General features: G+C 69.0%; 26 protein-coding genes. 7 read left to right on the forward strand and 19 right to left on the reverse strand.

Going from position 1 to position 24,500, the window contains the following annotated elements; genetic code table 11:
* Nucleotides 1-56 precede the first annotated feature (56 nt).
* The 4 genes from E0H75_RS39095 to E0H75_RS39110 form a co-directional block, all read right to left on the reverse strand.
* Nucleotides 57-755: an aminotransferase class IV gene (locus tag E0H75_RS39095; protein WP_131518776.1), complete on the reverse strand. Its 699-nt coding sequence runs from the start codon at nucleotides 753-755 to the stop codon at nucleotides 57-59.
* Entirely contained in the window at nucleotides 752-2,134 is a 1,383-nt protein-coding gene (gene pabB / locus E0H75_RS39100; RefSeq protein WP_131518777.1) for an aminodeoxychorismate synthase component I, read from the reverse strand. Before pabB ends, E0H75_RS39095 begins: the two co-directional genes overlap by 4 nt.
* A gap of 45 nt (nucleotides 2,135-2,179) precedes the next feature.
* The gene (locus E0H75_RS39105) at nucleotides 2,180-2,956 is read right to left on the reverse strand and encodes a class I SAM-dependent methyltransferase (RefSeq protein ID WP_131360541.1); all 777 of its coding nucleotides are present in this window, start codon (nucleotides 2,954-2,956) and stop codon (nucleotides 2,180-2,182) included.
* An 82-nt stretch (nucleotides 2,957-3,038) separates the two neighbouring features.
* A complete protein-coding gene (locus tag E0H75_RS39110; protein WP_131518832.1) occupies nucleotides 3,039-3,752 on the reverse strand; it encodes an iron-dependent transcriptional repressor DtxR in 714 nt (237 codons plus the stop codon).
* Nucleotides 3,753-3,840: 88 nt separating this feature from the next.
* On the opposite strand from E0H75_RS39110, the gene E0H75_RS39115 reads away from it, so the two are divergent.
* The 4 genes from E0H75_RS39115 (at nucleotide 3,841) to E0H75_RS39130 (ending at nucleotide 7,607) form a co-directional block, all read left to right on the forward strand.
* Nucleotides 3,841-5,127, forward strand: a complete 1,287-nt coding sequence (locus E0H75_RS39115; RefSeq protein WP_131518778.1) for a cryptochrome/photolyase family protein — start codon at nucleotides 3,841-3,843, stop codon at nucleotides 5,125-5,127.
* A 172-nt stretch (nucleotides 5,128-5,299) separates the two neighbouring features.
* Nucleotides 5,300-5,692, forward strand: coding sequence for a GntR family transcriptional regulator (locus E0H75_RS39120; protein ID WP_131360545.1), 393 nt, complete (start codon nucleotides 5,300-5,302; stop codon nucleotides 5,690-5,692).
* The gene (locus E0H75_RS39125; RefSeq protein WP_131518779.1) at nucleotides 5,689-6,570 is read left to right on the forward strand and encodes an ABC transporter ATP-binding protein; all 882 of its coding nucleotides are present in this window, start codon (nucleotides 5,689-5,691) and stop codon (nucleotides 6,568-6,570) included. Before E0H75_RS39120 ends, E0H75_RS39125 begins: the two co-directional genes overlap by 4 nt.
* Nucleotides 6,567-7,607, forward strand: a complete 1,041-nt coding sequence (locus tag E0H75_RS39130) for an ABC transporter permease (protein ID WP_131518780.1) — start codon at nucleotides 6,567-6,569, stop codon at nucleotides 7,605-7,607. Before E0H75_RS39125 ends, E0H75_RS39130 begins: the two co-directional genes overlap by 4 nt.
* Here E0H75_RS39130 and E0H75_RS39135 read toward each other — a convergent pair.
* The 3 genes from E0H75_RS39135 to E0H75_RS39145 form a co-directional block, all read right to left on the reverse strand.
* Nucleotides 7,573-8,790 carry an APC family permease gene (locus tag E0H75_RS39135; protein ID WP_238163534.1) on the reverse strand — a complete coding sequence of 406 codons (1,218 nt, stop codon included), beginning with the start codon at nucleotides 8,788-8,790 and terminating at the stop codon, nucleotides 7,573-7,575. The two genes, E0H75_RS39130 and E0H75_RS39135, sit on opposite strands and share 35 nt — an antisense overlap.
* Nucleotides 8,791-8,875: 85 nt before the next feature.
* The gene (locus tag E0H75_RS39140) at nucleotides 8,876-9,400 is read right to left on the reverse strand and encodes a hypothetical protein (protein ID WP_131518782.1); all 525 of its coding nucleotides are present in this window, start codon (nucleotides 9,398-9,400) and stop codon (nucleotides 8,876-8,878) included.
* A 70-nt stretch (nucleotides 9,401-9,470) separates the two neighbouring features.
* Nucleotides 9,471-10,028: a TetR/AcrR family transcriptional regulator gene (locus tag E0H75_RS39145; RefSeq protein WP_131518783.1), complete on the reverse strand. Its 558-nt coding sequence runs from the start codon at nucleotides 10,026-10,028 to the stop codon at nucleotides 9,471-9,473.
* An 84-nt stretch (nucleotides 10,029-10,112) separates the two neighbouring features.
* On the opposite strand from E0H75_RS39145, the gene E0H75_RS39150 reads away from it, so the two are divergent.
* Nucleotides 10,113-10,367, forward strand: coding sequence for a hypothetical protein (locus E0H75_RS39150; RefSeq protein WP_131518784.1), 255 nt, complete (start codon nucleotides 10,113-10,115; stop codon nucleotides 10,365-10,367).
* Here E0H75_RS39150 and E0H75_RS39155 read toward each other — a convergent pair.
* From E0H75_RS39155 to E0H75_RS39175, 5 genes are all read right to left on the reverse strand, one after another.
* The gene (locus E0H75_RS39155) at nucleotides 10,359-11,204 is read right to left on the reverse strand and encodes a class II fructose-bisphosphate aldolase (RefSeq protein WP_131518785.1); all 846 of its coding nucleotides are present in this window, start codon (nucleotides 11,202-11,204) and stop codon (nucleotides 10,359-10,361) included. The genes E0H75_RS39150 and E0H75_RS39155 overlap by 9 nt on opposite strands.
* Nucleotides 11,205-11,215: 11 nt before the next feature.
* Nucleotides 11,216-12,133: a 1-phosphofructokinase family hexose kinase gene (locus E0H75_RS39160; protein ID WP_131518786.1), complete on the reverse strand. Its 918-nt coding sequence runs from the start codon at nucleotides 12,131-12,133 to the stop codon at nucleotides 11,216-11,218.
* Nucleotides 12,121-13,251, reverse strand: a complete 1,131-nt coding sequence (gene nagA / locus E0H75_RS39165) for an N-acetylglucosamine-6-phosphate deacetylase (protein ID WP_131518787.1) — start codon at nucleotides 13,249-13,251, stop codon at nucleotides 12,121-12,123. Before nagA ends, E0H75_RS39160 begins: the two co-directional genes overlap by 13 nt.
* Nucleotides 13,248-14,201 (reverse strand): ROK family protein, encoded by a 954-nt coding sequence (locus E0H75_RS39170; protein ID WP_238163535.1) that lies wholly within the window; start codon nucleotides 14,199-14,201, stop codon nucleotides 13,248-13,250. Before E0H75_RS39170 ends, nagA begins: the two co-directional genes overlap by 4 nt.
* Nucleotides 14,202-14,414: 213 nt before the next feature.
* A complete protein-coding gene (locus E0H75_RS39175; RefSeq protein WP_131518788.1) occupies nucleotides 14,415-15,041 on the reverse strand; it encodes a TetR family transcriptional regulator in 627 nt (208 codons plus the stop codon).
* A 237-nt stretch (nucleotides 15,042-15,278) separates the two neighbouring features.
* Here E0H75_RS39175 and E0H75_RS39180 point away from each other — a divergent pair, with 237 nt between their 5' ends.
* Nucleotides 15,279-16,001: a hotdog family protein gene (locus tag E0H75_RS39180; protein WP_131518789.1), complete on the forward strand. Its 723-nt coding sequence runs from the start codon at nucleotides 15,279-15,281 to the stop codon at nucleotides 15,999-16,001.
* On the opposite strand, the gene E0H75_RS39185 is transcribed toward E0H75_RS39180, so the two are convergent.
* The 4 genes from E0H75_RS39185 to E0H75_RS39200 form a co-directional block, all read right to left on the reverse strand.
* Entirely contained in the window at nucleotides 15,998-16,609 is a 612-nt protein-coding gene (locus tag E0H75_RS39185) for a CGNR zinc finger domain-containing protein (RefSeq protein WP_131518790.1), read from the reverse strand. The two genes, E0H75_RS39180 and E0H75_RS39185, sit on opposite strands and share 4 nt — an antisense overlap.
* A 13-nt stretch (nucleotides 16,610-16,622) precedes the next feature.
* Entirely contained in the window at nucleotides 16,623-17,585 is a 963-nt protein-coding gene (locus E0H75_RS39190; RefSeq protein WP_131518791.1) for an SPFH domain-containing protein, read from the reverse strand.
* Nucleotides 17,585-17,878: a hypothetical protein gene (locus tag E0H75_RS39195; RefSeq protein ID WP_238163536.1), complete on the reverse strand. Its 294-nt coding sequence runs from the start codon at nucleotides 17,876-17,878 to the stop codon at nucleotides 17,585-17,587. The genes E0H75_RS39190 and E0H75_RS39195 overlap by 1 nt, the downstream gene beginning before the upstream one ends.
* A gap of 290 nt (nucleotides 17,879-18,168) precedes the next feature.
* Nucleotides 18,169-18,888 (reverse strand): TetR/AcrR family transcriptional regulator, encoded by a 720-nt coding sequence (locus E0H75_RS39200; protein WP_131518793.1) that lies wholly within the window; start codon nucleotides 18,886-18,888, stop codon nucleotides 18,169-18,171.
* Between the two features lie 114 nt (nucleotides 18,889-19,002).
* On the opposite strand from E0H75_RS39200, the gene E0H75_RS39205 reads away from it, so the two are divergent.
* Nucleotides 19,003-21,198, forward strand: a complete 2,196-nt coding sequence (locus tag E0H75_RS39205) for an MMPL family transporter (protein WP_131518794.1) — start codon at nucleotides 19,003-19,005, stop codon at nucleotides 21,196-21,198.
* Here the strand turns inward: E0H75_RS39205 and pdxH are convergent.
* From pdxH to E0H75_RS39220, 3 genes are read right to left on the reverse strand one after another with little or no spacing between them, the layout of a single operon-like run.
* A complete protein-coding gene (gene pdxH / locus E0H75_RS39210; RefSeq protein ID WP_238163537.1) occupies nucleotides 21,141-21,788 on the reverse strand; it encodes a pyridoxamine 5'-phosphate oxidase in 648 nt (215 codons plus the stop codon). The genes E0H75_RS39205 and pdxH overlap by 58 nt on opposite strands.
* Before the next feature lie 20 nt (nucleotides 21,789-21,808).
* Nucleotides 21,809-23,737, reverse strand: a complete 1,929-nt coding sequence (locus E0H75_RS39215; RefSeq protein ID WP_131518795.1) for an asparagine synthetase B family protein — start codon at nucleotides 23,735-23,737, stop codon at nucleotides 21,809-21,811.
* Between the two features lie 51 nt (nucleotides 23,738-23,788).
* Nucleotides 23,789-24,442, reverse strand: a complete 654-nt coding sequence (locus E0H75_RS39220; RefSeq protein WP_131518796.1) for a hypothetical protein — start codon at nucleotides 24,440-24,442, stop codon at nucleotides 23,789-23,791.
* Nucleotides 24,443-24,500 lie beyond the last annotated feature (58 nt).

A 24,500-nucleotide genomic window follows, 5' to 3' on the forward strand; every position in this document is an offset into this window, starting at 1 on the left:
CACCGCTGGCGGGGTTCTATCCGGCCAGCGAGCAAACAACCCGCCGGCGAACCTGCCTAGAGGGGTTGGGAGAGGGCTTCTAGGTGGGATTGCCAGTGGGGGGCTTGGGAGTTGGGGAGGGGGTCTATGGCGGAGTCGGACCAGGCGTGGATGGGGCGGATGCCGTGCAGGGCGTTGACGAGCCAGGCCTCGGTGGTGTTCTGGAGCTCGGTCGGGGTGATGGGGTGTTCGGAGACGGGCGTGCCTTGGGCGGTGGCGACGCGGCGGAGGAGTTGGGCGGTCACGGACGGCAGGAGCGGGCGGTCGGGCGGTGGGAAGCAGAGCGTGTCGTCCTCCCACCAGGCGAGAGCCGAGTAGGCGGCCTCCAGCACGGTGCCGTCCTGGTCGAGCAGGAGGATCTCGTCGGCACGATGCGCGGCGGACTCCTTCAGCTTGCCCAGCAGCTCCAGGTCAGGGCCCTTGACCCGCGGCTCGGTGCGTGGATCCGGACCCTCGAGTACGGCGACCCGGAGGCGGCCGCCGGTCGGCGGAGCGGGCCGGCGCTGAACCGCCAGCTCACCCGACTCGTGCAGCTCGAACCTGGGAAACCAGCGACCGAAACCCGGCAACCGGCCGACCTGTTTGTCCCAGTACGCCGACGCATCCACCCCCGCCGCAGCACACGACCCGACGAACCGCTCCCGGTGCAGCTCGATCCCCCGAACCTTGCTATCAGCAACCAAGAACGAGTCCGCCACCCGCAGACCACCACTCATGTCCCCCACCCTTCGGCCGCGGCGTTCCCGCCCACGGCTGCCATTGCCTTCAGCACCATTTCGTCGTACTCCGCGACCGGGTCGGAGTCGAGCACGATCGCACCCCCCGCGCCTACTACCGTTCCGTCCGGCGTCAGTACCGCCGTACGGATCACCACACTCAGATCCGCCCGCCCGTCCACGGTCAGATAGCCGAGCACACCCGAGTACACGCCACGGGCACTCGACTCCAACGAGTCCAGAATCTCCATCGTGCGGATCTTCGGCGCGCCCGTCATCGATCCCGGCGGGAAGCACGCCTGGACCGCGTCGATCGCACTCACCCCGGAGCGCAACCGGCCGCGGACCGTGGTGACGAGTTGATGGACGGTCCGGTAGCTCTCGACCTGCATCAGCTGCGGCACGTGCACCGTGCCTGGCTGGCTGACCCGGCCGAGGTCGTTGCGGATCAGGTCGACGATCATCAGATTCTCGGCCCGGGTCTTCTCGTCCTCGGCCAGCGCCTTCGCCGCCAACTGGTCCTGCGCCGGGTCCGAATCCCGCGGCGCGGTCCCCTTGATCGGGCGGCACTCGGCCCACCCGTCCGCGTCCACGGTCATGAACCGTTCCGGCGACGAGCTGGCCACCGCCAGATCGCCGTACCGGAGGAAGGCGGCGTACGGCGCCGGGTTGGTCGCCCGCTGCCAGCGGAAGAACTCGAACGGGTCGGGTACGGACGGCAGGCGGACCCGGTTGGTCAGGCAGATCTCGTACGTCTCCCCCGCCTCCAGCGCCGCCATGCACGCCTCGATCCCGGCCAGGTACGTCGGCCGGTCCTGCTCGAGATGCGCCTCGAGGTCGAGCCGCGCGATCGCCGGTACGCCGTCGCCGGCCATCCACCAGTCCGACGCGGTCCGCACCGCCCGGTCCAGCCACCCCGCGCCCGCGTCTCGTTCGTCGACGGCGACGAGGTACGTGATGTCCCGGTCGTGGTCGATCACGACGAACCGGTTCGCCCAGATCCACAGCGCGTCCGGTGTCGGCGCCTCATGCGCCGCGACTCCCCCGGTCAGCGCCTTGAGCTCGTAACCGAAGTACCCGACGTACCCACCGTTGAAGAGTCCGGTCAGCTCGTCCGGTACGGCGTCCAGCCGGCCGGCCTTCTCCGCCAGCCGCTCGCCCAGCTCAACGAACACATCGCCATCGGCGGCATCCCGGACGACAACCTCGGCGTCGGGCCCGGCCGTCGTACCGAGCACGGAGACACGTCGTATCGCCCGGTCCGTCAGGCTGCCGTCGAGCCAGAACGCAACAGGTTCTTCGGCCAGCAGCTCGCGGTAGACAGTCTCTCCGTCGAGCGCCCGGTCGACCGTCCGGACGGACCAGCTCAGCGCACCCACAGGCACACGCTACCTACCTGCGGGCGGATCCACGCCCCTTGATCGTCAGGCGGTCAGAGCGAGCTTGGTGCGCATGGCTGTGATCCGGCGGATCGGGATCGCGACCTCGAGGCCGTCCTTCGACTCCGCGCGGTCCGCCAGCCATCCGGCCGCGGTGTCGCGACGGGCATCCGGCGTACCGGGAAGGTACAGCGCGTTCACCAGACGGTGGGCGTCGTCGCGGCTGCGGATCATGTAGACGTACCGCTCCCGCTGGCTCTCCATCACGTCGAACCCGGCGTGGTGGAGCTGGTCCTTGAGCTCGGTGATCTCGCCACCGGCCGGGAACTGCGGGGTCGATCGCAGCCGCGTGGTCAGACCGCTCAGCGTGCGGATGTCACCGCGGCGGAGCGGTCGTACGGCGGGCACGATCGCGGCCAGGACACCGCCGCGACGCAGTACCCGGGCCGCCTCGGCCAGGACCGCCGGCAGCGGCTGCAGCACCATCAGGCCCATCGAGCAGGTGACGACGTCGAACACCTCGTTCGCGAACGGCAGGTGCAACGCGTCGGACTGCACCCGTGGACCGGGCGCACCGGCCAGCTGAGCCGGGTTGTTGTCGACGCCGACGACCCAGTGGCCGTGCAGCTCGCGGGAGACCGGCCCGTTGCCGCAGGCCAGGTCGAGGACGCGCCGCGCCTCGCCGGAGACGGCGCGAACCAACCAGCGGTACGGCGTGTGGTCGCCGGCCACCGCGCGGGAGAGCAGGGCTTCGGTGCTACCCGGAGTCGCGGTGTGGAACTCGCGCAGGTACTCGGGCCAGTCGATCAGATTCTCGGACATCGCGCAGTGAGGCTACCTCGTGACCACCCGCCGTACACCATCGAGCGCACAGCGTGGGTGGTCTCTTAATACAGCTTTGAACTCAGACCCGGCTGACGAAGATGTGGCCGGCGGTCTCGTCGCTGATCACGCCGCCCGCCTCGCGGCTGCCGACCAGGACACCCTCGGAGTCCATTGTCGAATCGACCTCGCGGCCCGGCAGCGCGCCGGCCCGGCGCAGTACGGCCATCGCGCCGTCGTCGGTCTGGACCGGCTCGGCGATCCGGCGGACCAGCACCCGGACACTCTCGCCGGTGGACGCGTCGAGCACCTTGTCCAGCGGCTCGACGCCGATCCGGAAGTCCTCGATCCCGCTCGCCCGGCCGCTGGTCTCCAGCTCCTCCAGACCCGGGATCGGGTTCCCGTACGGCGACTCGGTCGGGTTGTTCAGGATCTTGAGCAACCGCAGCTCCACCGCGTCGCTCATCACGTGCTCCCAGCGGCAGGCCTCCGCGTGCACGTCCTCCCACTCCAGCCCGATCACGTCGACCAGCAGCCGCTCGGCCAGCCGGTGCTTGCGCATCACCCGGACCGCCTGCTTCCGGCCGACGTCGGTGAGCTCCAGGTGGCGGTCGCCCTCCACCTTGATCAGCCCGTCGCGCTCCATCCGGGCGACTGTCTGGCTGACCGTCGGACCGGACTGGTGCAGGCGTTCGGCGATCCGCGCGCGCAGCGGCAGGATCCCCTCTTCCTCCAGCTCGTAGACGGTCCGCAAGTACATCTCGGTGGTATCGATCAGCTCGCTCACGACAACCATTCTCACCTATGTAGGCAAGCCTGACCGAATTCCCGGTGAACACGCGGATCGAGTAGGTCATCAGCGCAACTGCACGCAGGATGGACCGATGGCGCCTGCGGTGATGTGGTTCCGGCGGGACCTCCGGCTGACCGATAATCCTGCGCTGCTTGACGCAGTCGCCGCGGGTGACGGCCGGGTGCTCGGCCTGTTCGTGCTCGACCCGCAACTGTGGGACCGCGCGGGTGATCCACGCCGTGAGCAGTTGACGGCGTCGTTGCGGCAGCTCTCCGATTCCATTGGCGGCCGGCTCGTCGTACGACGGGGTGATCCGGCAACCGTCGTACCGGCGTCGGCCGAGGAGATCGGCGCGGCCAGTGTCCACATCAGCGCGGACTACGGCCCTTACGGACAGCGCCGGGACAAAGAAGTTGAAGCCTCATTGAAGTGTCCGCTGGTGGCGACCGGATCGCCGTACGCGATCGCTCCCGGGCGCATCCTGAATCAGCAGAATCGCCCGTACCAGGTGTTCACGCCGTACTTCCGTGCCTGGCTCGAGCACGGCTGGCGTCGCCCGGTCGCTGCGCCGGCGAACGTCAGGTGGCTCGAGGCAGGTGGTGAGGATCTTCCGAAGAGCACCCTGGGCAGCGCCGCGCTCGACCAGTGGCAGGAGTACCTCGACGACGTCGCGCGGTACGACGACGAGCGGGATCGGCCGGATCTCGACAGCACCTCACGGATGTCGATTCCGTTGAAGTACGGCGAGATCCACCCGCGCACCATGCTCGCCGACCTGGCGCGCAAACGCAGTCAGGGCGCGGAGGCCTATCGTCGCCAGCTCGCCTGGCGCGAGTTCTGCGCGGATCTGCTCGCGCGGTATCCCGATGCCGCCTGGAAGCCACTACGGCCTGAGTTCGAGCGGATGGAGTACGACGAACCCGGCGCGCTGTTCGATGCGTGGCGCGAAGGCCGGACCGGGTATCCGTTCGTCGATGCCGGGATGCGGCAGCTCGCCGAGACCGGCTTTCTGCACAACCGGGTGCGGATGGTGGTCGCGTCGTTCCTGGTCAAGGACCTGCATGTGCATTGGAAGTTCGGCGCCCGCTGGTTCATGCGATCGCTGCGTGACGGCGACCTCGCGTCGAACTCGCTGAACTGGCAGTGGGTGGCCGGCTGCGGAGCCGACGCGGCGCCGTACTTCCGGATCTTCAACCCGGTCGGCCAGGGCAAGAAGTTCGATCCCGACGGCGAGTACGTCCGCCGCTGGGTGCCCGAGCTGCGCGATCTCGACGCCAGCGCGGTCCACGAACCGTGGAAGCACGGCTACCCCGATCCGGTCGTCGACCACGCCGAAGCCCGCCGCGAGGCACTCCGCCGGTACGACGCCATCCGCTGATCCCCGGATCTCCGCCACTCACCAACCACTCAGTGCCCGCCGCCACCCGCTCACCGCCGGTCGAACCCGGCGAGTGAGCAGGGGTTGGTGAGTGGCGCACGTCCGCACCCTTGACGCCCACCTCACCCATACATCTATAGTGCTAGGTAACTAGATGAATGGGGTTTGGTTGATGATCGAGTTCCATCTGGACGGGCGGTCGGGGGTGTCGCCGTACCAGCAGATCGTCCAGCAGGTCCGGAACGCGCTGCGCCTCGGACTGCTGCGCAAGGGCGACCAGTTGCCGACGGTGAAGGACGTCGTCGCGGCGCTGGCGATCAACCCGAACACGGTGCTCAAGGCGTACCGCGAGCTGGAGCACGAAGGCCTGGTGCAGGCCCGGCCGGGACGCGGCACGTTCGTGACCCGGACGCTGACCGACAACACGCTGGCCGCGCACGGCCCGCTGCGGCAGGACCTGCGCCGCTGGCTGGCGAAGGCACGCAAGGCCGGCCTCGACGACGAGAGCATCGAGGCGTTGTTCCTGACGACCTTTCGGTCCGCCGCTCTGGAGGACTTAGCATGACCCCCGTCCTGCAGGCTCGCGGCCTGGGTAAGAAGTACGGCCGGCGCTGGGCGCTGACCGACTGCGATCTGGAAGTGCCGGCCGGACACGTCGTGGGGCTCGTCGGCCCGAACGGCGCCGGCAAGAGCACGCTGCTCAACCTGTCCGTCGGGATGCTCACGCCGAGCGCCGGATCCGTCGAGGTGCTGGGCGGGCCGCCCGGCGCACAGCAGGCCAAGGTCGGGTACGTCGCTCAGGACGCGCCGACGTACGCCCGGTTGAGCGTCGCCGACCACCTGAAGCTCGGTGCGAAACTCAATCCCGGCTGGGACCACGCCGTGGCCCGGCGGATCCAGCGACTCGGGCTGGACCCGAAGCAGAAGGCCGGCAAGCTGTCCGGCGGCCAGCGAGCCCAGCTCGCGCTCACTCTCGGCCTGGCCAAGCGGCCCGACCTGCTGATCCTCGACGAACCAGTTGCCGCGCTCGACCCGCTGGCCCGGCGCGAGTTCCTGCAGGACCTGATGGAGGCTGTCGCCGAGCAGGAGCTCAGCGTCGTGCTGTCCTCGCACCTGGTCTCCGATGTGGAGCGTTCCTGCGACTTCGTGATCGTGCTGGTCGACTCGCGGGTCCAGGTCAGCGGCGAGATCGACACCCTGCTGGCGACGCACTTCCGGCTGACCGGTCCACGCCGCGCCGCCAAGGATCTGCCTGGCGATCAGCACGTGGTGACCGAGAGCCACACCGACGTGCAGTCGACGTTCCTGATCCGGACCGAGAAGCCGATCCTCGATCCGGCCTGGACCGTCACCCAACTCACCCTCGAGGACCTGGTACTGGCGTACATGGCCAGCAGCGTCCCCGCTCAACCCGAACGTCCGGTCCTGGAGGTGCAGCGATGATTTGGCTGACCTGGCGGCAGTTCCGCGTCCAGTTCCTCGTGGTCGCGTCCGTGCTCGCCGCGGCCGCGGTCGTCCTGGCGGTGACCGGCCCCGGCCTGCTCGACGACTACCACCGCCTGGCCGACGACTTCATCGCGAATCTCGGCTTCGAGCGCCTCAACCCGGTGCTGTACAACGCCGGGCAGGTCCTGCTGTACGCCGTTCCGCCGGTGATCGGCGCGTTCTGGGGCGCACCCCTGATCGCCCGCGAACTGGAGACCGGCACCCACCGGCTGGTGTGGAGCCAGAGCGTCTCGCGGTGGCGCTGGCTGGCCACCAAGGTCGGATTCACCGGACTCGCCGCGATCGGGATCACCGCCCTGCTGAGCCTGGCGGTCACCTGGTGGTCAGACCCGATCGACGACGCGATCAACGCCGGCCAGCAGTCGAACAGCTACCTGCCGCGGATGTTCCCGCCGGTCTTCGGCGCCCGCGGTCTGGTCCCGATCGGGTACGCCGCCTTCGCCTTCGCGCTCGGGGTCGCGATCGGGCTCGTCGTCCGGCGTACTGTCGTCGCCCTCGCGATCACGCTGGCCGCGGTGATCCTGGTGCAGGTCCTCACCCCGACCTTGATCCGGCCGCACCTGATGGCGCCGACGGAGACCTATCTGACCGTCAGCCTGGACAACATTCGTGGCTTCATGCTGACCGGGGACGGCAATCCTCCAACAGTGAAGCAGATCGAGGTGGCGAGCGGGTCAGTCGGCGCCTGGAAACTGTCCGACCGCACCGTGGACAAGGCCGGCAACACAGTGGGCACGCTGCCGAGCTGGGTGATCGGGTGCGAGCCTGGACCGCCCAATCAGACCGCCGCCGAGCGACCGGAAGCGGCCGCTTGCTTCCAACGGATGGCGGACGAGGGCTACCGGCAGCACATCAAGTACTTCGATGCGGACAGGTTCTGGGCGCTGCAGTGGCGTGAGTTCGGGCTGTTCTTGCTGCTGGCGCTGGGACTGACCGGGTTCAGCTTCTGGCGGATCCGCCGCGACCTGTCCTGAGTTTCCTGACGATCAGGGCGATCGCGAGGAGTCCGGCGCCCACCACCGCTGACGTCCACGGGAGGGTGACGGCGAGAACGACGCAGCCGATGAGGCCGATCACGTTGAGGGCACGGGGCCATCGACGCTGATCGGCCGGCTGTGTGAAGGCCGAGGCGTTGGCGATCGCGTAGTACAGCAGGACGCCGAACGACGAGAAGCCGATCATGCCGCGCAGGTCGGTGGTCAGGACGAGGATGCCGACGACCACGGCGAGCGCGAGCTCGGCGTGGTGCGGGACCTGGAAGCGTGGATGGACGGCGGCCAGCCAGCCGGGGAGATCGTGGTTGCGGGCCATCGCGAGCGACGTACGACCGATGCCGGCGATCAGGGCGAGGAGCGCGCCCAGGCTCGCGAGCGCGGCGCCGATCCGGACGACGGGACTGGCCCAGGCAGCGCCGACGGTGTCGACCGCGGCGGCGAGCGGGGCGATGGTCGTCGCCGGATCGAGCACGAGCAGCAGCGCCACGCCGACGGCAAGGTAGATGCCGATAGCAACGATGACGGCGGTACTGATCGCCCGCGGGATGGTCTTGGCCGGCTCCCGGACCTCCTCACCCATGGTCGCGATCCGCGCGTACCCGGCGAACGCGAAGAACAACAGTCCCGCGGCCTGCAGGACGCCGTACGGCGAGGTGCCGGTGAGCTCCAGGTCGCGATGTGGCTCACCGGTGAGCAGCACGATCAGGACGAGCGCGAGGACTGCGAGCGTGCAGGCGACCAGGATCCTGGTCAGTCGCGCGGTCTTGGTGACACCTCGATAGTTGACCGCCGCCAACCCGCCCACGGCAGCCAACGCAACCAGCCTGCGCAACCATCCGCCACCCGGTACGGCGTACGTCGCGAACGTCAACGCCATCGCGGCACACGACGCCGTCTTCCCCACCACGAAACACCAACCGGCGGCGAAGCCCCACCACTCCCCCAGCCGCTCCCGCCCGTACACATACGTCCCACCCGAGACCGGATAGACAGCCGCCAACTGAGCCGAGGACACCGCGTTGCAGTAGGCAACAACCGCGGCAATCGCCAACCCGATCAGCAGCCCCGACCCGGCGGCCCGCCCAGCCGGGCCCCACACCGCGAAGACCCCGGCGCCGACCATCGACCCGAGGCCGACCACGACGGCGTCGCCAACGCCCAACCGCCGGGCCAGAGCGGGTTGAGGCTGGGCGGGTTGACGCTGGGCGGGTTGAGGCTGGGCGGGTTGAGGCTGGGCGGCACTCACGTCAGTCGCCCGCCGCCATCGCCGCGGCGATCTTCCGGTCGGCATCGGCAACGTCCTCCTCGGGCGCCGGCGGCATCAGGTCGGCCCACAGCGGCAGCATCTCCCGGCGCGCCTCCAGCATGCCCAGCGGCCGCGGGTAGAACCACACGTGGAAGTGGGCCGAACCGTCGCCCCAACGATAGACGTGGACCCGGGCGATGCCGCCGAGCCCGAGGATCGCTCGCTCGATCCGGGCGACCACCGGACCGTAGCTGGTCGCGTGGGCGGCGGGTAGGTCGGCGAAGCTGTCGTGGTGACCCCGGCTGGCCAGCCAGACCACTCCGGGGATGGTGACGTCCTTGGCCGGGCACAGCGCCCAGTTGTCGTCCATCCAGAGCGGCGGCCGGTGTTCGGACTTCTCGAACGACGCCAGCCAGTCGCAGAGGCCGCACGGATCCCCACCGGGCTCGCCGACGCGGGGTGGTTCGGGGATCACGCGCGGCGGCGGGTCGCGGCGGATCAGCGGTTCGGCGTAGGGCAGTGTCATGGCGGTCCCTCCAAAGCTGTCGGTCCCGTCAGTGAAACATGACTGTTGCAGAAATTGCAACGACCATGTTTCAGAAGTTCAGGACTCCGCGCAGCGTCAGGTCGAGGGTGAGCCGGCGGACCCGGGCCTTGGACCAGTGGTGCCGGCCGCGCATGTGCACGTAGGTGAAGATCGCCGACACCATCAGCACCTCCGCCACGTCGCTGATCCGGCCGTGCGGATGCAGCGAACCGTCCTGCTCGCCCTCGCGCAGGAACCGCTCGAACGGATCGATGAACGAGACCGGGCCGTTGCGTGCCTGCTCCTGGTGGAACACCAGGTCCGAGGACAGGATCAGCGGCAGATGCCGGTCGATCACGTCGAACAAGGCCTCGAGCGTCTTGACCAGGCCTTCTCGGCCGGTGCCGGAGCCGGCCAGGATCGGCCACAGCGTGTCCCGGTAGTCCTCGGCCAGGGCGTCGAGCAGCGAGTTCAGCAGCAGTTCGACGGTCAGTCCCTGCCGCCACAACGTGACGCGGGACCGGCCGACCTTCTCGGCGACCCGCTCCAGCGTGACGCCGGACCAGCCGTGCTCGGCGAGGACGGCGACGGTCGCCTCGCGCAGCGTCTCGTCCACCGCGATGGTCATCTCCGGCCACTCCTCACCGAGGGCTCTTGTGCAACACGGTCGTTGCACTGCACGATGACTGTACCAAGAACCGAAGGAGCGACCGTGGACACCAGGACGGAGATCCGGTTGCGGCTGACCCCGCAGGAGGTGGCGGGGCTCGCCGCGCTCGCGGTCGGGCTGCGTGGGGTGACCGAAGCCGAGCTGACCGAGGAGGACGCGGCCGTCGCGGCGCTGGAGCTCGCGCTCACCCGGCTGATCGAGGACTTCGAAGTGCCCGATGAGACCGCTCGGGTGCGGGTCCAGCAGGCCCGCGACGAGCTGCGGGCCAACTGGGTCCGGGGCGGCGCATCACTCTGAGGACGTGGCCCTGAGGATGATCAGCAGGCGGGCCACCTCGGCGGCTACCTCGTCGCGGGCCGGGCCGAGGTACTTGCGGGTGTCGACCAGGGCCGGGTTGCCCCCGAGGACTTCGCGGACCTTGGCGGTGAAGACGTTGTTGAGGTGGGTGGCGATGTTGACCTTGGTCATGCCTGCCTCGACGGCTCGGCTGAGGTCGGGGTCGGCGACGCCGGAGGATCCGTGCAGGACGAGGGGGACGGGGACGGCGGCGTGGAGTTCGGTGATGAGGTCGAAGTCGAGGGACGCCGTACGTTCGGTCATGGCGTGAGAGGAGCCGACGGCGACAGCCAGGGCGTCGACGCCGGTGGCTTCGGCGAAGGCGAGGGCGTCGTCGGGGCGGGTGCGGGCTCCGGGCGCGTGCACGCCGTCCTTGCCGCCGACCTCACCGATCTCGGCCTCGACGAACACGCCGTGGTCATGGCAGAACGCCGTCACCTCGGTGGTCGACGCGACGTTGTCGGCGTACTCGAGCTTCGACGCGTCGTACATGACGGAGGTGAAGCCGAGTGAGACTGCCTCGGTGACCAGGTCGCGATCCATCGCGTGGTCGAGGTGGACGACCACCGGGACCGTCGCGGCGGCCGCAGCGGCCAGGGTGGCGACACCGATCGGTTTGAGGGCGCCGTGGTACTTCACCGCGTTCTCGCTGATCTGCAGGATGACCGGCGCACCGACCTGCTCGGCGCCGGCGATCAACGCGGTCGCGTGCTCCAACTGGATCACGTTGAACGCACCGACCCCGCGACCGGCTTTAGCGGCAGCGAGGACGACCTCTGCCCCAGACACCAAAGGCATTCGACTTCTCCTTAAGAGTTGACCGTGACCTGGGGGTGCCAGCGGCGGTAGGCGGCCAGGTCGATGTCCCCGGCAACCGGTGTCAGCACCGCAGCGGCCGATGCGGCCACGGCGGACTTCAGTACGACGGACCAGTCGGGCTCCGGCGATTCCGCGACGGCCGCCGCAACCACCGCCGTACAGGCATCGCCGGCACCAGTCGGGTTGCCACTCACCTTCTCGACCGGCAGCGCGCGCCACACACCATTGTTGCTGGCAGCAACCATGCCGCGCGACCCGTCGGTGATCACGGCCGCGCTCGCGCCCAACCCGACCAACTGCCGGGCGCCGTCCTCGACCGTCGTATCGCCCAAGGCGTCACGTAACTCGGCCGCGTTGGACCGCACCACCGCACCAGCCTTCGCAGCCGCGGTCAGCGCGGCACCGCCGGCGTCGATCACGGTCAGTACGTCGTGATGCCGCGCGCGGACCGCGAGTTCGGCGTACGCGTCAGCAGGCAGACCCGGCGGGAGGCTGCCGGAGCACGCCAGCACGCCCAGCCGCGACCACGGCATCCGGTCCCCGAACGCACGCCACTCGTCGGCGGTCACCGAAGGCCCGGTCTCGTTGAAGATCGTCGCGTCCCCGTCGGCACCGTTGACGATGGCAACGGTACGCCGGGTCTCGCCGGCGATCGGCGTGAGCAGTGCGGTCAGGCCGGCATCGAACAGCTCCTCGGCAACCAGCTCACCGGTGACCCCGCCGACGAACCCGAGCACCAGTACCTGGTGTCCTAACGTCGACGCCACTCGAGCGACGTTCACACCCTTGCCACCGGCCCGCTGTCGGACAGTGCCGACGCGGTGACTGCCACCGACGACGAGCTCGTCGACCTCATACGTGACGTCCAGCGCGAGGTTGAGGGTGATGGTCCCGATCAGTCCAGCCACGACCCTGCCCGCATCACCTTCTGAACGACGTACCCGTCGTCCAGCAGCACCAGATCCGCCCGTTTGCCGGTCTCGATCCCACCCACGTCGTACCAGCCGAAGGCCTGCGCCGGCGTGGTCGACGCCATCCGGGACGCGTCCACCAGGGACACCCCGGCCTTCACCGCGTTGGCGTAGGAGACATCCATCGTCAACGTGCTGCCGGCGATCGAATGCTTGCCGTGAGCAAGCGTCACCAGGCCTTCCTTCACGTCCACCTCGAGACTGCCGAGCTTGTACCGGCCGTCCGGCATCCCGGTGGCCTCCATCGCGTCGGTGATCAGGGCGATCCGGTTCACTCCAGCCGCCGCGAGGGCGACCCGGACGACCTGCGGATCCAGGTGCAGGCCGTCGTTGATCACCTCGAGCAGCAGCCGTTCGTCGTTGAGCGCGGCACCGACCGGCCCGGGATCGCGGTGGTGGAACGGCCGCATCCCGTTGAACAGGTGCGTGGCCACGGTCGCCCCAGCGTCGGCACCGGCGATCATCTGCTCGTACGTCGCGTCAGTGTGCCCGAGCGCGGCGACGGCCCCCGCGTCGACCACCTGGCGGATCGCGTCCAGACCGTGTTCGAGCTCCGGCGCGATCGTCACCATCTTCACCGCGTCGCTCAGGACCTTCGTCACGTCGTCGGCGACCGGGTCTCGTAGGAGCGTCGGCTCGTGCGCACCACACCGTGCCGCGGACAGGAACGGTCCTTCGAGGTGGACACCGGCGATCACGCCGTCGGTGATGAGGTCCGCGAGACAGGCGGTCTGCGAGACGATGTCATCGAGCGGCGCCGTCACCAGGCTGGCGAGGGTGGTCGTCGTACCGTGCCGGGCGTGGAAGGCCGCGACCTTGCGCGCCTCCTCCGGGTCGGTCGTCGAGTACGTCGATCCGCCGCCGCCGTGAGTATGGATGTCGACGAAGCCCGGGACGACGGTGACGTTGCCGAGGTCCTCGGGCCGCTTGCCGTCGGCCGGCATCCCCTCCGACCTGCGGCCGAACGCGACGATGTCCGCGTCGACCACCTGGATCCAGGCGTTCTCCAGAACGTCGTCCGGCGTGACCAGCCGGCCCACGCGATACGTCGTCATACCGTCTGATCTCCACTCTCGTCGGTGGTCACGCGGTCCCAGGCCATCACCGCGGCGCCGAGGCAGCCCGCGTCCTCGCCGAGTACGGCGGCCACGATCTCGGGCTCGCGCTGGAAGGTGAGCCGCGCGTGGATGCCGTCGCGCAGCGGTTGGAGCAGAGTCTCTCCCGCGCCCACCAGCCCGCCGCCGATTGCGATCCGGGTCGGCGCGACCAGAGTCGTGTAGAGGACGAGCGCGTCGATCAGCGCCCTCAGCGCGTCGTCCCAGACATGTGCGGCGTCCGGATCTCCTGCAGCCAGCAACTCCAGGACCTCGCGCGCGCCGTCCACGGTCCGGCCGGTACGGGCGCCGTACCGACGGGCCAGGGCGGCCGCGGAGGCGACCGTCTCGAGGCAGCCCCACTGACCACAGGCGCACTGCTCGGCCGCGTCGCCGTGGACGAATCGGGTGTGGCCGAGTTCGCCGGCCCAGCCGTCGCCGCTGACCAGGGAGCCGTCGATCACCATCGCGGCGGCGATGCCGGTGCCGAGCGGCAGGAACATCGAGTTGGTAGTGCCGGTGAGTGCGCCCTGGCGGAGCTCGGCGTATCCGCCGGCGCGGACGTCGTGGGCGAGCACGATCGGTACGCCGTCACCGATCGCGGTCTCGAGTTCGGCGCGCACCGGCGTACCGACCCATTCCAGGTTCTCGGCGCCGACCGTGCCGGACTCGGCGTCGATGACACCGGGCACGACGACACCGATCGCACGCACTCGGTGACCGTCCGCAGTCGCCTTCTGGCTCAGCTCGACGACGGTTTCCAGCAGGGCATCGAGCACGGCGCGGCCCCCGGCCTCCCGGGGAGTCGGCCTGGTCTCGCGGTGCAGCACGGCACCGTCCGCGGCGACCAGGCCGCACTTCATCCGGGTTCCACCGAGATCGACGGCAACCACGACTTCACAGGGGTCCACGGAGCGCCATTATGCAGCGTTACCGGGCAGTCCGAACATCCGTGAGCAATCTCTGGACAACCTCGACCAGACCACTGGTGTCCCGCAAGCGATGTAGCTCGAGCGATGGCGGTGTCCAGGTGCGTGCATCGCTTGCGGGACACCGGCGACTCTGGTTCAGTTGCGTCCGAAAATCCGCGGGCAGGGCGCCGCGGGTCATCGGCCGCCACCGGATCAGGTCCGGAGGCCCCGGTCGAAGGCGGCGACCAGGAACGCGACCAGGTTCTCGGCCAGCTTGCCCGGGTCCTCGGCATCGTCCACGCCAGGCGCGCGGGACAAGGCCTGGGACTGGTGCAACGCGAGCAGTCCGAGCATGTTCACGTATCCGAAGGCGACCGCCTCGGGCGAGGCGTGTGGCAAAGCCGACTGAAGCGCGGCCAGGTACCGCGATTCGATCGGGTCGGACTCGGCGGCGTACAACTCCCGGATCCGCTGGCTCGGATCGAACGCGATCCGGCCGATGAAACGCGCGACCACCGCGCCACGCTCACCCCGGCGCAGGACCAGATCCAGCCCGGGCTCGATGAATGCGCGGATCACCTGCTCCGCGCTCGGCCCGCCGCGGGCCTCCAACTGGTCCAGCCGGCGCCGGCGCTCGGTGTTGACCGGCGCCATCGCGCGCGCGACCGCGGCTCGCAACAACGCTTCCTTCGAGCCGAAGTGGTAGTTGACCGCGGCGATGTTCGCCGCCGCCGCGACCGTGATGGCGCGCAGCGACGTTCCCTCGTAACCCCCTTCACCGAAGCGTTGCTCGGCGACATTGAGCAATCTCTCCCGGGTCGATTCGACCGGTGTTTCCACAAACTTCTCCTTCCCCCCGGCTACCGCTCGCTCAGGCACCCCACCTGCTCACTCGCCGTAGCCTGCAGTCAGCATAGTTCAAACGGTCGTTTGAACTGGAGGGCTCAGCTCCCTAATCTCCGAGAATTCCTCAGATTTATCTGAAAACTCCTTCCTTCCCACGGTTCACAGCCCTCACACTTCCCGATCGCGGTCCGGTTGCCGCCGTGATCGGGCGTCTGGTTAGGGTCGTGCGGTATGAGTCTGGTTCGGGTGGAACGGCGGTTTCAGGGACCCAAGCGGTCAGGCAATGGCGGGTACGTCGCAGGACAGGTGGGTACTGCGCTGGCCGAGCGGATCGGCGCAGGTGTGGTGCCGCGGGTGACGCTGCGGATGCCGCCACCGATCGAGAAGGACCTGGCGCTGGACGCCGACGTCGAAGGGGCGCGACTGACGGACGGGGAGGCCGTGGTCGCCGACGCCGTACCGGTGGACGCCGCCTTCCTGGCCGACGCGACCATCGACCCGGTGTCGCCCGATGAGGCTCGTGCGGCCGAGGCGGCGTACAAGGGTCTGAGCAATCATCCGTTCCCGAGTTGCTTCGTCTGCGGGCCGGAGAACCCGGACGGCCTGCAGCTCAAGCCAGGACCGCTCGGCGACGGACGAACGGCGTGCACGTGGCAGCCGAGCGGCGATCTGGTGACCGACGGCCTGGTCGACGACGTGTTCGTGTGGTCCGCGCTCGACTGCCCCGGCGGGTGGACGATCGATCTGGAGGGCCGCCCGTCGGTTCTCGGTCAACTGACGGCCTGCATCGACGCGCGCCCGCAGCCCGGCGAGCAGTGCGTGGCGCTCGGCCGCTACCTCGGCGAGGAGGGCCGTAAGACATTCACCGCGAGCACCCTGTACGACGCCGACGGCCGCGTGCTCGCTCGCGCCCGGCACACGTGGATCATGGTCGACCCGGCGCTCTTCAACTAGCGGGCGCGGGCCGCGTGGGCTCGGACCTTGGCCCGGTTGCCGCACGTCGCCATGGAGCACCACCGCCGGCGCCCGCGCGGGTCGAGGAACAGCCAGCCGCACGACTCCCCCGGGCACATCCGGACATGCGCCCGCGACGGTCCGGTCAGCAGCTCACCCGCGAGCAGAGCCAGGTTGTCCAACGGGAGCGCCAGATCCTCCGGCAGCTCCCACACCGGGCCGTCGTCCGACAGCACCAACTGCCGTCGGCCTGACGCCCGTTCGATCACCAGGGCCACGGCTTCGAACGACTCAGCGGTCGCCTGCCCGGTCAGTACGTCGTACAGCTCGGTCCTGAACTCGAGGGTCGTGTGCAGCCGCCGCGTCGCCTCGGTCGGCTTGCCACCGGCCTGCTCGATCAGCCGGAACACGGTGGCCGGCGGCACCAGGCCGACGTACGAGTTCCAGATCAGGAAGGCCTCGTACGAGGTCAGCCACTCGGTCCGCGCCGGGCCACGGGTGGTCCAGTCGGACCGAGTGTTGACGAAGTCGAGGACCGGGTCCGCGCCGACCGGCTTGGGCAGGACGACGCCCTGCACGAGCTCGAGGTGCGACGGCAGCGCGGACATCACTCAGCTCAGCTCAGTTGCCCGGCTGCTGGGTCGTGGTGGCCGGCGTCGGCACCGGGATGCTGACGTTGCCGTTCTGCGGGATGACCATGAACTGGATCTTGCCCGATTCGATCGCGGTCTTCAGCAGGTAGCCCTGCGCGCCGAGCATCGCGACCTGTGCCTTGACCGACTGCAGTTCGACGTTGACCTGCTGGTTCTTCTGCTCCTGGGTCGCCTTGGCCAGCTCGGCCCGCTGCTTGGCCTCGAGGCCGTCGATGATGCCCTTGTCCAGCGGCGTCGGCTTCTGGATCGTGAAGGACAGCTCGCCACAGTCGTTGGTGCCGTTGTACGACGGGCCGCAGAAGTAGTCACCGCCGACGGCGGCCGGCAGCAGCCGGGTGAACTCCTTCGCCGCGGCGGACTGGAAGGCCGCCTTCTTCGACTCGTTGTTGTAGAGCTCGGCCCAGCCGTAGTCGGCCGCGACCGCCGCCAGCGCCCGGTCGATCTGGGGCCGGAAGTAGCTCTGCAGCATCTGGTCCCAGCCGTCGTCCTCGTACGCGTCGGTCTTCAGCCCGATCCGCTCGTGGAACGACTTCAGCACGGCCTCGTCCCGGTTCAGGGTGAAGTACACCTGGACCCGGACCCCGAGCCGGACGTTGTCCTTGCTGACCACGGTGACCTCGTCGGCCGCGTCGGTGTCGGCACCGTCGCCGCCGATGATGTACGAGCGCTGGTCGACCGGGTAGGTGTAGACCGTGTCGCCAGGGCCGATCAGCTTGTTCGTGGAGCCCGGCGGGATGACCGACTTGAACTTCTTGTCCTCGATCACGCCGCCGCCGTAGTGCAGACCGATCCGGTTCGCGTCGGTGTCGGCGAAGTTGAAGATGTTGAACAACGCGATGATCACGATCACGGCCGCGATCAGGCCGCCGATCACCTTGACCTTCGTGCTCCCACCCTTGGCGACGGCGGTCGCACTCCCCAGTTTGGCCATCAGTCGTCGAGCTCCTTGCGTTCCACCAGTCGCCGGATGTCGGCGAGGGTCAGGTCTGCGGTGACCGCGACATCGCGCGGCACCGACGGATGCGAGCTGAGCGTACGCAAGCCCTGCTCGGCAGCCGCGACCGCCCGTTCCAGCGTCCTGACCTCGTGCATCAATGCCCGGTGCTCGGCGTTGACCTCGGCCAGGGCCTGCTCGGCCTGGGCAGCCCGGCGGTACGACGCCCACGCCATCCAGGCGGTTCCGACCAGCAGGATCACGATGACCGGAAGTCCGAGTCTCAGCATGTCTCCTATGGGACCACGGCACCCCGTTCGTCTGTGCGCGAAAACTGGTTGAACGCCGGGCCTTCGAACAGTAGGTTTTCAGTACACGCGAAGGGAGGTGGTCCAACGCATGAATTGCTATCGGACTCGTGAGGTGGCGGCGGGCTAACCGCCAACCACTAACAAGTGGGCATGTGGTCGGCCAATTCAACGCCAGCCACCGGGCCCGCGGGCAGTCAGGTCAGTCCGCCTGACCCAGAGTTCGGCCACCCGGTCGCGTTCTGGAAGCGCTCGCGGGCTTTTTTCTGCCCTCACTCCGGTGGTGGGCAGTCCAGGCCGAGTTCTTCGCCGATCTCGCGAAGTTGGGCTTCGAAGTACGCGCCGGCATCCGGCAGCACCCAGTGCAGCTGTCCGAAGACCTCCATGCAGATCAAGCCGTAGAGCCTGACCCAGTAGCTCAGCGCGAGGTAGATCGCACCGGCCGGCATGCCCTGGAACTCCTCCGTCTCTTGCTGCAGCTGGGCGAGCAGCACCGGTCCGAGGTCCTCGTCGGCCGGGTACGGGAACGGCTTCCAGTGCCAGATCTGCGCGACCAGGTCCTTGAACACGGCCCCGAAGCGCATCGCCGCCTGATGCCCAGGGGTGTCCGCGTGGTCCTTGGCATCCGGGTTCGGAATCGCCGTACCGAACAGCAGCGCGAACTCCGAGGGATGCGCGAGCGCCCAGTCCCGCAGTCCGTTGGTCAGCAGGAACAGCCGGGCACCGAGATCCGCGTCGGTGTCGGCGGCCTGCAACTCCATCAGCGCACCGGTCAGTTCGTCGTACAGGTCGGCGATGAGGGCGGTGACGAGCGCCTCGTGGCTCGGGAAGTAGCGGTACAGGGCCGGTGGGGTCAGGCCGAGCTCGCGCGCGACCGCACGCAGGCCGACCGCGCCCACGCCGCCGCTGACCAGCAGCCGCCGCGCGACTGCCTTGATGTCGGCCAGTGTCGCGGCCCGCTGCCGGTCACGCCGGGTCGCACCCTCATCCATCGAAATTCTCCTTGACAGGCCGGCCTCCCGGATGTCTAGAGTTAACACCGTTAACAGTTAACGCTGTTCACTGAGACACCCGCCGCTCAAATCTAACGCCCTGGGGAGAGTTTCGTGTTCGAGACGCTCGGCCACTTCACGTACCGGCGCCGTCGCCTGGTGCTCGCCCTGACCGGAGTCCTCGTCGCCGTCGGGCTGGCCTGGGGCACCGGCGTGTTCGGATCGCTGGCCAACGGCGGGTTCGACGCACCGGACACCGAGGCCGCCAACGCGGTCGCGACGATCGAGCAGAACGTCGGCCGCACGGGCACCGACGTGATCGTGCTCTACCGGAGTTCCACGCAGACCGTCGCTGACCCGTCGTTCCGGCAGTCCGTCGAGCAGCACCTGTCCGGGCTGCCGTCCCAGGACGTGCTGAGTACGACGACGTACTGGAGCACTCGCTCGCCCCTGTTCGTCTCCAAGGACCAGCACAGCACGTACGCCGTACTCACGCTGGCCGGCGCGGATCAGGAGGAGCGGCTGGCGACGTTCCACCGGATCGCCGACCAGGTGCGTACGGCGCCATCCGGGCTTGATGCGAAGGTGGGCGGCGAGATCGCGGTGTTCGACGAGGTGAACACCCAGACCGAGCACGACATCGTGCACGCCGAGACGATCTCGACGCCGATCGTGCTGGTGCTGCTGGTGGTCGTGTTCGGCGGCCTGGTCGCCGCCAGCCTGCCGTTGTTCGTCGGCGCGCTGGCGATCCTGGGCGCCTTCGTGCTGCTGCGTGCGCTGACCGCGATCACCGACGTGTCGATCTTCACGATCAACATCGTCACGATGATCGGCCTCGGGCTCGCGATCGACTACGCCCTGTTCATCGTCACCCGGTTCCGCGAAGAACTTGCCAAGGGCAATGATGTGGAGACGGCTCTGACCGCGACCATGTCGACCGCCGGCCGGACTGTCGCGTTCTCCGGTATCACCGTCGGCGTCGCGATCAGCAGTCTGGTGCTGTTCCCGGTGATGTTCCTGCGCTCGATGGCGTACGGCGGTGCGGCCGCTGTACTGGTCGCGATGGCGGCGGCGCTGACCGCACTCCCTGCTCTGCTGGCGGTTCTAGGGCATCGGGTGAACAGCTTGCGGTTGCCGTTCCTCAAGCCTCGCGAGGCGCGCGCCGGGCACGGAGCGTGGTACCGGCTCGCGCACAGTGTGATGCGGCGCCCGGTGCGGTATGTGCTGGTGCTGGTGCCGGTCTTGCTGGTGCTCGGGATCCCGTTCCTGCAGGCGCAGCTCGGTGGCGTCGACCACCGGTCGTTGCCTGCCGGCGCGACCTCCCGCACCGTGACCGAGACGCTGCAAAGTGACTTCGCTGGTGCGGGTGGGTCGGACATCGTCGTGGCCGTCCGGTTCGACTCCCCGCCATCCGATCCGTCGACGGCACTGGCGCCGTACCTCGCGAAGTTGCGTCAGGTCGCCGACGTCGAGAATGTGCGGGTCGGTGGGTACGAGAACGGCGTCGCGGAGTTGGTCGTGCACACGCACTTCACCGCGCAGGAACTGCCGGCGCGCGATGTCGTCCACGACGTACGGGCGATCGCACCGCCGGGTGGGACGCAGACCCAGGTCGGTGGTGAGACGGCCGCGGTGATCGACCTGCTCGATGTGCTGGCCGGGCGAGCGCCGTACATGGCCGGGTTCATCGTGCTGGTGACGTTCGTGCTGCTGTTCGTCGCGTTCGGATCGTTCGTGCTGCCGGCCAAGGCGCTGCTGATGAACGTGCTGTCGCTGTCCGCGGCATTCGGGGCGATGGTCTGGATCTTCCAGGACGGTCATCTGTCCGGGCTGCTCGACTTCACCCCGGCCGGATTCCTGGACGCGACCAACCCAGTGCTGTTGTTCGCCGTACTGTTCGGGCTCTCGATGGACTACGAGGTGTTCCTGCTCAGCCGGATCCGGGAGGAGTACGACCGGACCGGCGACAACACACAGGCGGTCGCGCTCGGACTGCAGCGGACCGGCGGCATCATCACGAGTGCGGCGCTGCTGCTGATCATCGTGGTGGCGGCGTTCTCCACCTCGGGCATCGTGTTCGTGAAGATGATCGGGGTCGGGCTGGTGATCGCGATCGCGCTGGACGCGACGATCGTGCGGGCGCTGCTGGTGCCGGCGACGATGCGGCTGCTCGGCCGGGCCAACTGGTGGGCGCCGGCTCCGCTGGCGCGGTGGTGGCAGCGCAACGGCTTCCGCGAGACCTCGGAGGCTCCTCAGGGCTGGAGCCGGAGCAACTCCCAGTCGTCCGAGGAGGAGTTGGTCCGCCGGTAGGCCAGGCGGTCGTGGAGCCGGCCGGTCCGTCCCTGCCAGAACTCGAACGCGTCCGGCCGGACCAGATAGCCACCCCAGAAGTACGGCGTGGAGATCTCGGTGCCCTCCGGCCACTGACGCTCGTACGACGCGTACTGCAGGTCGAGCTCCTCGCGGGACGCGACCGGCTGGCTCTGCTGTGACGCCCAGGCGCCTAGCTGTGACTCGCGCGGCCGGTGGACGAAGTACGCGTCGACCTCGTCGCCGGGGAGCTTGGTCGCACTGCCCTCGATGCGGACCTGCCGCTCCATCGCGTGCCAGGGGAAGGCGAGCGCGCAGTGCGGGTTCGCGGCCAGGTCGCCGGCCTTGCGGGACTGCTGGTTGGTGAAGAACACGAGCCCGCGCTCGTCGAGGCCCTTCAGCAGCACGGTCCGCGCCGACGGCCGGCCGTCGCCGTCCGCGGTGGCGAGCACCATCGCGTTCGGCTCCGGCAGGCCGGCTTCGGTCGCCTGCGCCAGCCAGGTCCGGAACTGGACGATCGGGTCGGGATCGACCTGACTCTCGAGCAACTCCCCCAGGCCATAGGTCTGCCGCATCTCCGCAAGATCCACGGTCCGAGCCTACTGGGGTCCTACTTGCTGAGGCTGCGCCAGGACCGGCCGAGTTTGCTGGTGCGGAAGGTCCGCCACAGGACCGTCGACGCCAGCATCCGGGCGGCCGAGTTCCGGACCAGACGGCGGTTCTTCGGGATCACGACCGGCGCGGGCCGTGGTTTGGCGATCCGAACGACCGGGCGGGTGTCCTCCGGCAGGTGCCGGTTGATCTCTTCGAGATGCTGGTCGAACGTCGCCCGCCAGAGCGCCTGCCGCAGGGTGGCCTCGCCGCCCGCCGAGCTGGCGCCGGCCGTGGACGCCGCCCATAGCGTGCTGAGCGACCCGGGGTCGAAGCCGTCGACCTCGGTCAGGAGTCGCTCGATCAGTTCGCGGTCGGGCGCGTCGGCCAGGCAGCGGACGGTGCTCTTGGCCGGCCGAGGTGTCGCCGGGGCGACGACCGGCTTGAAGAACGGTACGTCGGCCCACTCCGGCACCAGGTGCCGCACCAGCTTGCGGTGCAAGGCGTTCTCGACCCGCTGACTGGGATCGAGCGCGAACGCGGCCCGGACGAACGCCGGGATCAGCAGCGGCGAGACGACACCACTGCGCTCCCCCGTCGTCCCCCAGCGACGCAGTCGTTCGACCACGTAGAAGTAGTCGATCATGGTCGCGTTCTCGATGCCGCCGTGCACCGCGTCCCGCAGTACATGCTCGATCTGGTCGGCGACGGCGGTCCTGGATCGCTCGGACGGACCCGCGGTCGGGGTCAGCCGGGTCTGCAGACGCTTGCCGAAGGCCTGGAGCTTGTCGTGCAGCGGGAGTGCGTCCAGCGCGAGTACGTCGTTCGGGTAGAAGTGGCCGTGGGCAACTTCACCGCCGGCACCGCCGATCGCCAGGTGGGCGACGTTGGCCAGAGTGGCGGGCGGCGCGTGGAACAGGTAGCTGGCCGGACGGAGGCCCTCCGCGTACCGATGCCAGCGCAGCGCGCGCTCCACCAGCGCCGGCGGCTTCGGCGGCTGAGCCGATACCTTCGCCTTCACGCCCACGGCCTTGCGGGTGGTGAAGTGCTCGACCTGCTGCGGGAGCATCTGCACCAGCGACTCGGCGACGTCGAGCTCGCCCGGCACTGCGTCGTAGCTGTTGAGCTTCACGTCCACACCGGCGGCCAGGAAGGATGCGGCGACCACTCTGGAATCGCGGCCACCACTCAGGTCGACGGTCGGCTTGCCGGGCCACAGGCGACCTACTGACCGCGCAACATCCTGCAGCGCCTCGGCCGTCTCCTCCACCGTGTCCGGGCTGTCGGTCGACCACACGCTGGTGGTCTCGATCCGGCTGACGGTCTGCCGGCGGCGCCTGCCGTCAGCAACGATGTGGGTCGCCCCGGGAACCGAGAGCACTCCGTCGTACGGCGTGCTGTCGTCCATGAACCAACCGCAGGCCGCGGCGAAAGTCCAGCCGCGCAGGTTCGCGGCGGCATGGATGCCGCCGAACAGCAGCGCGGCCACCGGGCGGTTGCTCCACACCCAGCCGTCGGCCAGCCGCAGCTGGAACAGCCGGCCGACACCGATCGAGTCGGTGAACAGGTCCAGGCGGTCCTCGTCCGGGTCCATCACCGCCATCGTGAACGGTGGGGCCAGCTCCAGGAAGCCGGCCGGATTCCGGCGGACCGCGTGCGCCAGCTTGGCCGGCGCGTCGTGCGGCGGGACGTCGCCGATGACCCGCTGATAGCCCAGCGGTGCGTGCTGGGTGGCGATCCGGAGTTCGCCGGCGTCGTGCCAGGACGGCCAGGACGAACCGCTGTCGTCCCGGTCCCAGACGTGCAGGCCGATCGTGCTGCCGTCGTACCCGCTGTGCTTGCCCTGACGATCCCAGAGACCGTCGTAGTACGCCTCGATCCGCGCCCGCCCCGCGGCAGCCCGGGAGGCGCTGTCGTTGTTGAAGGCGTAGGCGACCAGAGTTTCCATGCAGAGCCAGATGCACGCTCCGCGCGGAAAGTTACGATCTATTCCGGAAATTTACCGAGGCGGTTGCTGACCGGGGAAAGTGTTGCCGGGTGGCTGCTGGCCGGGGTACGCGCCGGGCTGCTGCCGGTCCTGTTGCTGACCGGGTTGATAGGCCTGTGGCGGTTGGCCCGGGTAGGTCGATGGGGGCTGCTGTTGCTGGCCGGGGTAGCCACCCCACTGCTGCGGCTGCGGGGCGAGGGCCGGGTTGTAGCCGCCACTCTCGCCGCGGAGCGCTCGCGCGGTCTTGGCGTCACTGACCCACCGGCCGATGCCACCGACCAGCAACACGATGCCGAGGAACAGCGCGGACCCGTCGGTGAGCATGTAGGCCACCGTCCGCGAGCCGGGGAGCTGGAACAGCTTGATCACGTCGTACGCGGAGCGGATCGGCGCAAGCAGCACGACCAGCCCGGCGACCGTCATCAGTCCGCCGGCTCCGACCATGACGCCCGCCCCGATCGGCCGGATGGCGATCAGCAGACCGACGATCACCGCGATGGCCGCCAGCATCAGGAGCCACTGCAGTCCGTGCTCGATGATGCTGTCGAACCGGACCTGGCGCGCCAGGGCCAGCCGGGTGCCGGCGTACGAGCCACCGACGATACCGGCGTAACCAACGATGATCCCGAGCACGAGGCCCAGGGCGGGATTGGGCTTGGCTGGCATGTGTTCCACCGTAGACCTCGAACCGGTCACAAATCTGTCCGGTCGCCGAGCCGGAGAC

This window comes from Kribbella capetownensis (assembly GCF_004331485.1).
GTDB classification, from domain to species: Bacteria; Actinomycetota; Actinomycetes; order Propionibacteriales; family Kribbellaceae; genus Kribbella; species Kribbella capetownensis.